This is a genomic window from Persicobacter diffluens, from assembly GCF_036244895.1.
Taxonomy (GTDB): domain Bacteria; phylum Bacteroidota; class Bacteroidia; order Cytophagales; family Cyclobacteriaceae; genus Persicobacter; species Persicobacter diffluens.
In genome coordinates, this window is sequence record NZ_BQKE01000002.1 from 751,668 (window position 1) to 764,683 (window position 13,016).

A 13,016-nucleotide genomic window follows, 5' to 3' on the forward strand; every position below is an offset into this window, starting at 1 on the left:
GTGCGTTTACTTTTGCCAGAAGGCATGTTGGAGTTTTTTGATTTTGTCAATTTTGCAGACCAGAATGGAAGCACCATCAATCACTTGGATAAAAAAGCGATAATACCAATGGAGTATGAGGAACTTGACCTCCAAGCCAGAGCTATTCCAATACTACCATTTCAGGTTTTTACCCTAAATAGCATAATAAGCTTATTGCTATGATACAAGGATCTAGGCCGAGACAGACCTTCTTAACTTTGACAAAGCACATGGTAGACTCAAATCTCCTCCCATTATTAATAAAGATTCGGTTACCCATATTTTAATGTAAAACTCCAAAACCAAAGGATTCATTAACCCCCACCATCACATACAGCAAAAATTGCCCGGCACTCTTCTTTCCGCTCTATTCAAATTTTATAAGATTGTTCAGGGCACAAAAAATAGATCATCATTAGGCTCATAAAAAATCAACCCAATCATTGAGGTTTTCACAAAAAACACCTCTTTAGAATGAAATATGACTCAAAAAAGGAGGTCCACCTAGTTATTTCAAAAAACCACAATTTTTTTTATAAAAAATCTACCTACAAATAATACAATAAAAACCGCTACATTAAAAAAAGATAAAGCGCAACAATGCACCAACCTGTCTCAAAAGACTCCATAGCGACATTTGCAAATGAAAACCGCAATTGTAGTATACATTTTGAACTATTTCCAACTCAAGCCGCCCAACCCCCTAATAATTCAAAATAAACTATATTTATAAAAATAATAAACTAATCTTTTCTTAATTCAAACCAAACCTTTCTTCAATTTCCAGAGAAATACAAACCTTTTCCACTACCCTGAATTATTCAATCTCAGCGCAAGCTACTTTATTTTGATTCTGCGTTTCCATTTTTTTATGAAATATTATTTCGCAAGATTTGCACTCAACCTACAAAAACAAATGACCTGAAAATGAAGATTTGAATTCCTCCTTTTGCCGGAGATTAAAATAGAATTCAACAACCATTCAATCTTTCAGGATGAGAAAACAATTACTTATGATGCTAGCCCTGATCTTTTTCGGGATCTCGGCCTATGCACAGGTAACCGTAAGCGGTACGGTTACTGAAGCCGACACTGGCGAAGCAATCCCTGGTGTGAACGTTATTATTAAAGGAACTGATCAGGGAACCATCACCGATTTTGACGGTGTATATTCTTTGGAAGCACAGGCAACCGATGTCCTGGTTTATTCTTTTATCGGCCTTGCCCCACAAGAAATTGAGGTAGGCAGCCAAACAACAATTGATGTTGCCCTTGGAGCTGATGTAAAACAATTGACGGAAGTAGTCGTGACTGCCCTGGGTATTTCCCGTGAAAAAGCGTCTTTAGGATACTCGGTGCAAGAAGTGGGCGGGTCTGACCTGGCCGTTGCACAAACTCCAAATGCCATGAGTGCACTTTCAGGTAAAGTGGCCGGTGTACAGATCTCCGGAGGTTCTACCATGGGCGGTTCTTCCCGCGTATTGATCCGTGGCGCAGCTTCCATTTCCGGTAACAACCAACCGTTATACATCGTGGACGGTGTGCCTTTGGATAATTCTGATTTCAATGACCCAAACACGGCGCGTGGTGCCGGTGGATATGATTACGGTAATATGGCACAGGACATCAACCCGGATGATATTGAGAGCATGTCCGTATTGAAAGGTCCTTCTGCTGCTGCTCTTTATGGTGCACGTGCTGCCAACGGGGTAATTTTGATTACCACTAAGAAAGGGGATAAAGACCAAAAAGGAATCGGTGTAGACTTTAAGTCTTCCGTTACTTTTGAGAAGGTGAACTGGTTAGCCAAAATGCAAAACAGCTATGGTGGTGGATCTTCTTCCAGCTTTGATGATCATGATGGGAAATATGGTGACTATGAGTTTGTTTCTTATAAAACAGATGAATCCTGGGGTCCAAAATTCAACGGACAGCAGGTAGTACACTGGGATGGCATTAATGGTGACGGTACCTTCACTACGCGCCCATGGGTAGCAACACCAAATGATATTGAAACCATGTTTGACCTGGGCGTTCAATTCCAGAATTCTGTAGCCTTAAGCGGTGCTAATGAGAAAGGCTCCTTCCGCATGGGTTATACTAATTTGACTTCCTCCGGCTATATGCCGAATTCAGAATTGGACCGTAACACCTTTAACTTCTCCGGTTCTTACAAACTAACGGACAAGTTAACGGCCAATGCGAATATGAACTACATCCGTACGACTGCTTTGGGCCGTCCGGGAACCGGGTATGACAATGGCAACATTGTACAGTCGGGTATGCAGTGGTCTCAGCGTCAGTTGGACTACAATAGGATGAGAGATTATAAAAATCCGGACGGATCACAACGTACCTGGAACCGTCAGTCGGTAGAAACTGCTGCTCCACAATATACGGATAACCCATTCTGGACGCGTCATGAAAACTACCAGAACGATGAGCGTGACCGTTATTACGGATCCATGGGCTTGAACTACGAAATTATGGAAGGCTTAAACGTTAGTGGAAAAGCCTACTATGATGGTTATACTTTCAATGTTTATGAGCGTATCGCTGTAGGATCTGCCGCTCAGTCTTACTATGGGGAAGATGTTCACCAAAACCGTGAAATTAACCTGGAGGCCATGGTTTCTTACCAGAAACAATTGAACCAGGACTGGAACCTGAGTGCTTTCGTGGGAACGAACCGTCGTGAAAATCATTACAAAATGACTTCCGCTTCTACTGTGGGTGGCTTGGTAATCCCCAATCTGTACAACCTGACCAACGGTCGTGGCTTGGTGACCTATACCAGATTCAATGAGCGCGTGGTAAACTCCGTATTCGGATCTGCTTCTTTGGGTTGGAAAAATATGGTGTATTTGGATGCGACCATGCGTAATGACTGGTCTTCTACGCTGCCGGAAGCCAATAACTCCTTCCTTTACCCATCGATCACGACTTCCTTCGTGTTCACAGAGTTGGAGCAATTGCAAAACAACAAATGGCTGAACTTCGGTAAAGTTCGTTTCGGTTGGGCACAGGTAGGTAACGACACCGATCCTTACTCTTTGGCCACTACTTATTACAATGTGGATGATACAGGAGCTGATTACGCACTCCCAAAGACTCGTCCAAATGCTAATTTGAAGCCGGAAACTACCAATTCCTGGGAATTCGGTCTGGAATTGTCCATGTTCGATAACCGGCTTACTTTAGACGCGACTTACTACGATATGTCGACTTACGATCAGATCCTGGCTGTGCCGGTTTCCGCCACCACAGGATACAACTTTGATTTGATGAATGCCGGAACGATGCGCAACTACGGTATGGAGATTGCCTTAGGAGTGGACATCATCCGCCAACAAGATTTTGACTGGCACGCGGATTTCAACTTTTCAAGAAACCGCAACCAGGTAATAGAACTGGCTGAAGGTATTGACAATTACCGTTTGGCAAACGCACCTTTCAATGCCACGGTAAATGCCTTCCCGGGTTCTACTTATGGCGCTATCATGGGTACCAACTATGTGTATGATGATAACGGCAACAAGGTTTTAGTAGAGAAAAACGGCCAGATGGTTTATGCTGCTACGGACAATCCTGAGGTATTAGGCTCCGTATTGCCAGACTTCAATATGGGTCTTCGTAACAGCTTCCGTTACAAAAACATTGATGCTTCGGTATTGATCGACATCCAAAAAGGTGGAAGCTACTTCTCTACCACCCATATGTTCGGTATGTATTCCGGTATGTTCGAGGAGACTGCCATTGTAGACGGGGTAGACATTCGTGAAAATGGAATTGTATTGGAAGGTGTTTATATGAACGATAACGGTGAATACGTTCAGAATGACCGACCAACCAGCGCCTACGCCTATGGTAAGGAACACTTTTCCGGCCCACAGGCACAGAATGTTTTCGATGCCTCTTATGTAAAATTACGTGAGGTGAGCATTGGTTACACCTTCCCGCAGGCCATCCTTGGTCCGTTCCAAAATATCCGTATCGGAGCTTATGGTCGTAACCTGGCCATCTGGGGATTAGACAACCCGAACTTCGATCCTGAAACTGCGGTAACCTCTTCCGGTAACGTACAGGGAATCGAAGGAGGAGCTTTACCTCCGACTGCAACTTTCGGATTTGATGTATCCGTGAAATTCTAAATAAAAACGGGAGCCTAAGCCGCTCCCCTTTTCAAGATTTTCAAACCATAAGAAGAATTAAATATGAAATCATATAAAAATATTGCTTTTGGTATTGGGCTGTCTGCCCTTTCGCTGATGGGATGTACCAAGAACTTTGACGAAATCAACACCGATCCGAATGAGCCGGACATGGTACCTACTTACTCTTTGTTTTACAATGGTACCCGTGTGATCATGGATGAGTCGCGTGGACAATGGTACGGGCTAAGAGGTTCTGACATTTGGATGCAGTACATTGGTCAGCGTAACTATTTGGACGAGGATCGTTACTTCTATCGGGAGTCTTCTGTGAATGGCGGTTGGAGAGAGCTTTACCTGGCCCTTAACAACCTGAACGAGGTAATCAAAATTGCGGAAGATGAAGAGCATGGTTATGACTTTGCCGAAGTGTATGGAAATGCACACAATCAGGTGCAGGCGGCTCGTATTTTCAAAGCCTATACCTTCCAGACTTTGACAGAAAATCATGGAGATATTCCTTACCAGTCTTACTCCGGTGAAAATCCGGACTTCCAGGCTTTGGGAGAACACATGTTTCCGGTATATGCCGAAAGTGCGGACATCTATGCGGACATGCTGGAAGAACTGAAAGATGCCGCAGCACAAATTGATGAAAGCAAGCCGGTATTCACTGACTTCGATTTAATTTACTTTGGCAACGCAAGCAACTGGAAAAAATTAGCCAATTCCCTACGTCTTCGTTTGGCGGTACGCGTAAAAGATTCTCAGGAATTAGGTGCTATTGCACAGCAGCACATCGCAGAACTGAAAGCCAATCCGGCAGCCCTAATCGCTGACAACAGTGAAAATGCCGCCTACCACTTTGAAGGCAATGACATCAAAGGCGCACCAGTATACAAAGCATATTACACCGGAACTCAGCGAACGGACTTCATGCTTTCCCAGCACCTGGTAGACGTTTTGAAAGGAAAAGCACAGAAGCCAAATGGGGATGATTACCAAAACCCATTCGCAGGAATTTTGGATCCTCGTTTATTTAAATTTGGTGCTCCGGGTACTACTTCTAAAATTACAGAGGCAGACATGAAAGCGGCCATCAAAGCCAATGAACACATCACTGCTGCCCCGGAAACTTATATCGGTATTCCGGTAGGTGTAGCGGATTCTGTTGGCCAGAATCTGGCACAGGTAGCTTCCCTACCAGGAACGATTCGCATGCAGGCAGACTTCGCAGAACCCATCATGTCCTATGCTGAAGTTTGTTTCTTGTTATCAGAAGTAAATGACTGGGATGATAGCTGGTATGCAAAAGGAGTCGCAGCTTCTTTGGAACAATGGCATGTTAATGCAGAAGATGCGCAAACTTATATCGATCAATTACCCGCAGCTACAGAAGCGAGCGTTTTGACACAGAAATATATCGCCTTTTATGGTCAGCCAAATGAAGCCTGGGCAGAATACCGTCGTACAGGTTTCCCAAAAACGGTTTACCTGCCTGGTGAGGTCGCATATGTGGATGACAACGGATTTGAACACACCTTCCAACCACAGGTTGTGGGTCAAACCAACATCCCATCCCGTTTCCGTTATCCATTAGATGAGTTCGATTTGAATGGAACTAACTACCTTAACGCTATCGAAAAACGTGGTGGTAATGATATGATGATCCCACATTTCTGGGCGAAAAAATAATCCCAATTACCGTTTTCTATAACGAACCGTTGACAGCCTTCCCCTTTGGGAAGGCTTTTTTTTGCTCAAGAGCAGGTTTAAAAGCCAAAATTTGAATTTGTAGCCGGATGGCGCACTTTTGAACACGCTTTAAAAGAAAAATGAATTTTAGAAGTAATCGTGCACGCTGACCAGGACCTTTCACATGGAAATGATCCAAGAACATTAGTGAAACTCCCCTGCCTTTATACCATATTAAAATCAGAGGCACGTATTTATTCCCGATATTTTTCCCATGCTCAGGAACAAGGACCTAAGCCGGATTATTGATGCTTCAATCCTCCTTAAGCTGCAAGGCGGAAAAAATGTAGGAATTTTTCCTATTTCTAGTTTTTTCCAACGAAGCAGTTGAATGAGGAGAAAGCAAGCTTGGCCAAATTTGAGCTATAAAAAAATCTACAGGAATGAATTTAATAAATTGACTACGAGTCAGTTAAATCGAATCACTAAATATAGCGGTGAATCATTCGGGCTAAATCTACGTTTAGCAGCTAGGCGGGAGAGGTAAAGGAGTAGTTTCTTCCCTCACTTTTTTCCAGGGCAGCGGATGATTGAGAAGAGAGAAAGCTTATCCAGATTGGGGCTATTAAAAAACCCATAAATTAGTCGGAACACCCTACCGGAGAGAACTTTAAGGCGACTACCTGAAGCTAATATTGAATAATTTGAATTAAAGAAATTTCATCCACAAATACCTAAAAAAAATCTCCGACTATAATTCCTCATAACTCACCAGTTGTTCGGCCAGAAATGGTGCCTCCCCCTCCCCGGCCTGATAAAACCGACCGACCTGCCAATGCACGATCATAGTTTTGTTTACATCAGATGGGGCTAACTTTTCATTTTCAAAAATAATAAGTTTCACCCCTGATTTACTTTCAAAATAGCCATAGAAATAATCGTAGTCGCCTACAAATTCTAACAGCTTGAGGGTGTCAGTATGAACTTCATTAAACTGCCAATCAGTTTTCCCCGGCCGCAAATCTGAAGCGAAAGCCTTTAACAAGGCTACCTCCTGCTGGGAAGCATTTGGGGTTTGGGGAGAAAAAGGTAAAGTGCAAATCCCCAATAGGAAGAATAAATTATACATCGATATATAAAAACAAATAATACTATAAACCAATAACTTCCAACTCAACCAACTCACAACTGAAATCGGTGCGTTGTAAGCCACTTACACGAAATAAAGCGTTAAAATAGGGACTCCCCTCAGGTAAATCCTGACAGAAAGCTTTTAACCAATTCTCATCAGTAAAATTCCGAAGGGTGGCCGTTACCCCAATATCATTATTTGAGACAAAGAATAAGGCATCCTGATCGGCGCTTAAGGCATTATAGGAGACCATCGCATATTCAACACGCCCATTTTTCCGGTGTTGGGTATTGTAAATTTTGGTGGTTGCTCCATCCTGAAATTTAAAACCATCCTTAAAGGTAGAAAAAACCTTACTCTTATTTAAAAATAAGGATTTTGATAAGTTCATGGTCTTGAACTGTCCTACAAATATCAAATTCCGATCTTTAACATCACTATAATTCAACTTGCTTTCAAACTGCAAACTATAATCGCTTCCATACTGTAGCATCCAGGAGGAAATGTTCTTTATCGCCAATGGAGCCATTTTTGACATTACCGTATAATCCGTCATTTTCATATCAACTTCAGGATGTTCCTTCAAGTGAGTTAAAAAATCCGTTGAATTATTAATATCATTATACAGCACAGCATGATACAGACTGTCTTCCAGCTTTTGATTCACCACAAAATTATCTGAAATCACCACAAGATTTTGGGCACCCGCTTCCATGAATTTTTCCCACAGAAAAGCGGGCTTGGGCGAATACAGCAAAGCAAATGAAAGTCCCCCAAAAAGAAGAAAGAGAACGAAAACCATAGCCAGATAAGGTGGCTCTTTTTTCCTTTCCTCAGTAACAACCGGCACGGGCTCCTGCCTCTTGGGCTGGGGTAATATAGTCGAAAAAGTAAGGTTATACTGTCCCTTAGGGATGATAAAATAGAGCTCAATATCTGCACGATCTTCTGCATAATAAGCGGCTAATTTTTGCCTCAATTTATAGACATAAGAACGTACGGTGCCATTACTTTTATCATCTCCGTAATTTATCCCAAATAATTCGGACCCAATCGTAAATTCCTTGAGCTGTTCCTGAGCAAGTGATTTATCGATCAAATACCTGAGTAATCGTACATATGTTGGAGAATTGACAAATAACTTGTGTTGACAAATCTCTCTGAACTCTTCTTCTATTAATTCTTGCTTGACCTCTACACTCATAAATTCAAAAATAATTGATCTTTATTATTTTCCTAAAATATATGAATGCGCAATTATTAAAATCCCCCCTTTCAATTTTACATTTTTTAACCCCAAATACACCTGGCTCAGCCACTACCACCAAAAACAATTAAAAAACAAGCAGTTAATCACGCAGGAAAAACATTAAAAACTCAAATGAAATATCTTCACAATTAACGCTAAAAATTTGTGGTAACCGCTTTAACGGTTAAATCACCGTCACGCCACCGTTTTGACACCGCAATCCTGTGATTTTTTTTGCAATTAATTAAACCTGTTATGACATATTGAACTAAAATTTTTTAAGCATTTAAACACCATTTTTCATGAAGCAGAAATTGCTGTATTGGCTTTGTCTATTTTTATATAGCGCAGTCAGCTTCGCCCAATTACCGGAGGGATATCCCGACACCCACCGGACTAAAGAAAATATCAACCTCGGATGGAAGTTCTCCAAAATGGAACAAGGTCAACAACCCGTCGCCATTGATTTTGATGACACGCAATGGGAGGCCGTAAGTCTGCCACACAACCCGGATCCAATGTCGCTCTTGCTGGACAGTGCCACCGAAGTATGGACGCAGGAAATCTTCATTCGCGACCTGAGCTGGTATCGCAAACAAATGAAAATCGATTTGGCCTCCGATGAAAAAGCCTTTTTGGTTTTTGAGGGAGTTCACAATGCGACCGAGCTATGGGTCAACGGTAAAAAAGTGGGACGCTATGCCGTCAATGGTTACATACCGCATCATTTTGACATTACCGATTTTATAAATGCCGGAGCGGTTAATACCATTGCGGTACTGGCCGACAATACTTTCAATCCCGCCATTGCGCCGGATCCTGACCAGTCGGATTACCTGAAGTGGGGAGGCATTTATCGCGATGTTTATTTAGTCAAAACCCATCAGTTACATGTGAACTTTAACTGGGAAGATTTTGAAGCAGGTGTTCACATCACCACTCCTACGGTGAAGAAAAATAACGGAACCGTTTCCATCAAAACCACCGTGGTCAATGAGGCCGACCGGCCGGCCAACTGTCGCATTGAAACCAAAATCATCAATGCGGAAGGGCTGGTTATTCAAAAACTTCAGGCAGATCAAACGATTGGCAAAGGCTTATCTCATACCTTCCGCCAGAGCACGGCCATCACGGAAGATTACCATCTGTGGTCGCCGGATCATCCTTATTTGTACCGGGTGATTTCCACCATTTATTCCGGAGATCAGCCTGTGGATTTTGTGGAAAACCGTTTTGGCTTCCGCTCCTTGGAACTTGTAGACGGGCAAGGATTCTTGCTCAACGGCGAGCCCTTCTTCATGATCGGAGTGAACCGACATCAAAGTTTTCCGCACATCGGTGATGCGGTTCCAAATTCCATGCACTATGAAGCCGCCTTACGCTATAAGGAAGCGGGCATCAACACCATCCGTTTGTCGCATTATCCGCAAGACGATTCCTTCATTGAAGCTTGCGACGAACTGGGCATTTTATTGTATGAGGAACCCTCCACCTGGCTGTTATGGCGACAAGGCGATTGGATGAATACCCTGGAGCAGTCACTCAGAGTGATGGTTCGTCATCACCGCAACCACCCTTCCATCGTCATTTGGGGAGCAGGCATCAACCACCGAGGTCCTGTTCCGCAACTCAACAGCGCAGCAAAAGAGGAAGATCCTTTCCGACTGACTGCCAGTGCTTCCAGCCCCTGGTGTGGCATTGTCAATGCAGGAGTAACGGACATCTACGCAACGATGGATTACAGAAAAACGGACTGGCCCGAGCGTGACTTCTGCATGGTGATGGAGCACGGCTACTCCCATAATGGGCTGGCGGAGCAACACCATATTTCCAGATATAAAAAACGTAAGAATAATATCGGCGCCCTGCTATGGGTGGGTGCTGACTACAACAGGCTACAACCCAAAACGGATCCGGAAAACCTGATCACCTACTACGGTCTGATGACGGGTTATCGTGTCCCTCGCCCTGCCTATTTCTGGTATCAGTCGGAAAATGTGGCACAAGCTTTCGTGCATATTGCCGATGCCTCCGTCTATAAAAATCAAAAGGTGCATGTGTACAGCAATGCCCCGAAGGTTGCCTTCTATGCCGATGGCGAACTGGTAGCCATTCAAAGTGCAGATAATGATCCGCTTCGTAATAATAATGAACACCCTTCCTTCACCTTCCGCTACATGTGGACGGATCAGCAATTGACCGCCAAGGCCCTGATACGGGAAACAGTGGTGGCGGAGCATTCCCGCCATAAGGAAGGCGCTCCCTATGCCATCAAACTGATGGTGGACTACCCGCAAATTCCTTTGATCGCCGGTGGTTCTGACCTCAAGATGATCCGTGCTGTGATAGTGGATAAAAATGGAGAAACGGTAACGGCCTCCACTGATAAAGTTCACTTTGAGGTGAAAGGTGCCGGAGAAATCGTTTATGCGGATAAGGAATATGTCGATCAAATGCAGGTACAGCACGGCGTAGCCACCATCTATCTTAAAGGAACTGGGGAAGCAGGAGAGATTGAGCTGAAAGCCACGGCTGGAAAATTGAAGGCTGGTAAATTGAAGCTACAAAGCACCGCCTTTGTAAGTGACGAGCTGGCGGGAGCGACACCGGTCTATGATTTTCCAAATCATAAAATCGACCTGCAAACGGCAGGACAGCTGGAGCAATTTGGCTGGGAAATCGTCGAAGGTGAAGAAGGGACTCCCCTAAGTTTTGAGCGCGCAGGAGCTACATTCCAGTTCTCTGCTGATCAACCGGTGAAATGGCGTAAGGGCACCTATGCCATTAAAGGAGACTTACCTTTCATGGCTTGTGACGGTTTCTATACAGAAGAAGGCACGGTAAACCTAAAAATTGAAGGATTAGCGGCAGGCACTTATGTATTGAAAACCTACCATCATTCCTTCCAGAATTTAGCTAAGTTATATCCTTTTAATATCAAAGTAGAACAGCAAGATGCCAATGGCGCCTTTGTATTCGAATCCGATGATGAAGCCGTGGGCGTTCAGGATTCTAAAAATACAGGCGAAAGAAAGCCGGCATCGGTTAGCTGCTATATTGAAAGCGATGACCAAAACCCCATCAGCATATCCTATAAAATCAATAAGGAAAATGCTCATACGTGGATAAACGGATTAGAATTTAAAAGAATTAAATAGTAACTCAATATGAACTTAAAAAACAGATTATCAGCACTTATGCTACTGCTTGGAACCAGCAGTGCATTTGCGCAACATCAGCCACAGGTACAATTATCTGCGGTGCAGCTGGAAACAGGTAAAGCGCAGCCGGTTTATGAACTTTCTCCGGAAGTGACCACTAAAAAAAGCCACTGGAACAATTACATTTATATTCAGCCGGACGTTACCTTCCAAGCCATCGAAGGAATCGGTGGCGCCTTCAATGAAATCGGTGGGGAGGCTTTACTAAGCCTGAAAAAGAAGGAGCAAAAAGCGGTCATGGAAAACCTCTTTGCCAAAGATCAGGCGGGCTTCACCTTCTGTCGTACCGCAATTGGCGCCAGTGATTTCGGTATTGATGCCTATAGTTATTCCATGACGCCGGAAGACTATGACCAGAAGCACTTCTCTATCAAAAGAGATAAAAAATATGTATTGCCTTATATCAAAAGTGCATTCGACATTAATCCGGAACTCACCCTTTTCGCCTCCCCATGGAGTCCTCCGGGCTGGATGAAAGTATCCGGAAAAATGGAAGGATTGCAAAAGGAAGGCAATGCCCTAAGAGACACACCTGCTATCTATAAGGCTTATGCCAAATACTTTGTAAAATATATTCAGGCCTATGAGAAAGAAGGCGTTCGGGTTGACCGTATCTGTATACAAAATGAAAATGACGCCGATACCAAATACCCCAGCTGTCAGTTTCCGGCAAAGGACATGGTAAAATTTGCCCATGATTACCTCGCGCCAGCCTTTAAACAAAATAAAATTGATAGTAAGATCTATGCCGGAACCTTCCGCGCCGCCAATCAAATGGATTTGATGGACTTCACCCAAAGCAAGTATTTAAAAGCAGTGGAAGGTGTGGGTATTCAGTACACGGAATCGAAGATCATTTCTGATGCACGTGCTGTCCTTCCGGGCTTAAAGATTTTCCATACCGAAGGACATTGTTATAATGGTAAAAACTCTTCAGAGCAGGCCAAGCATCGTTTGGAGGAAGTAGCTAGCTACCTAAACAGCGGGAGTACCACTTTTACTTATTGGAATATGATTCTGAATGAAACCACCAAAAGTGGCTGGGACTGGAATCAGAATTCCCTGATCAATATCAATCGTACCACCGGAGAAGTGCAATACAATCCGGATTACAATGCGATGTACATCATCAGTAAGTATATCAAGCCGGGAGATGTGCGCGTCGCTTCTGTGAACCGTGCCAATCAGCACCCGCTGATCACCGTAAAATCACCTGAGGGACAAGTGAAAGTCCTTATTCAAAACACGCATGAGCAGGAAGAAGTATTCACTTTCGTAATGGGTGATCAGGAAATTAAAGCCCAATTGCCGGCACAAGCTATCAGTGCCATTGTGATCAATCCTGCGAAGAACCTGTAGGTCTTTCTTCTTCGGAAAACCGGGGCAGTGAGGTGTAAAAACTGCCCTGCCCGAAACATAAAATGATCAAATGTCATCAGCTGCTTTTCCTGGACGTGTTCAGGAAAAGCAGCTTTTTTTGTTCTGGTAAGTGGTGGATTCATACCCGCATTCGCCACCATCAAAAAATCCTTATATTGCAGTGGGAA

6 protein-coding genes are annotated in these 13,016 nt (G+C 43.6%); 4 read left to right on the top strand and 2 right to left on the bottom strand.

Going from position 1 to position 13,016, the window contains the following annotated elements; translation table 11 throughout:
• Nucleotides 1-1,016 precede the first annotated feature (1,016 nt).
• Complete coding sequence (locus AAA970_RS17465; RefSeq protein ID WP_338238177.1) at nucleotides 1,017-4,172, top strand: SusC/RagA family TonB-linked outer membrane protein; 3,156 nt, start codon at nucleotides 1,017-1,019, stop codon at nucleotides 4,170-4,172.
• Between the two features lie 63 nt (nucleotides 4,173-4,235).
• Entirely contained in the window at nucleotides 4,236-5,867 is a 1,632-nt protein-coding gene (locus AAA970_RS17470) for a SusD/RagB family nutrient-binding outer membrane lipoprotein (RefSeq protein WP_338238178.1), read from the top strand.
• Nucleotides 5,868-6,618: 751 nt separating this feature from the next.
• Here AAA970_RS17470 and AAA970_RS17475 read toward each other — a convergent pair.
• Nucleotides 6,619-6,996, bottom strand: coding sequence for a hypothetical protein (locus tag AAA970_RS17475; RefSeq protein WP_338238179.1), 378 nt, complete (start codon nucleotides 6,994-6,996; stop codon nucleotides 6,619-6,621).
• Nucleotides 6,997-7,018: 22 nt separating this feature from the next.
• The gene (locus AAA970_RS17480; protein ID WP_338238180.1) at nucleotides 7,019-8,203 is read right to left on the bottom strand and encodes a hypothetical protein; all 1,185 of its coding nucleotides are present in this window, start codon (nucleotides 8,201-8,203) and stop codon (nucleotides 7,019-7,021) included.
• A 347-nt stretch (nucleotides 8,204-8,550) separates the two neighbouring features.
• Between AAA970_RS17480 and AAA970_RS17485 the strand changes: the two genes are divergently transcribed.
• A complete protein-coding gene (locus tag AAA970_RS17485; RefSeq protein WP_338238181.1) occupies nucleotides 8,551-11,406 on the top strand; it encodes a glycoside hydrolase family 2 protein in 2,856 nt (951 codons plus the stop codon).
• Between the two features lie 9 nt (nucleotides 11,407-11,415).
• On the top strand, nucleotides 11,416-12,828 hold the full coding sequence (locus AAA970_RS17490; RefSeq protein WP_338238182.1) for a glycoside hydrolase family 30 protein: 1,413 nt from the start codon (nucleotides 11,416-11,418) through the stop codon (nucleotides 12,826-12,828).
• Nucleotides 12,829-13,016 lie beyond the last annotated feature (188 nt).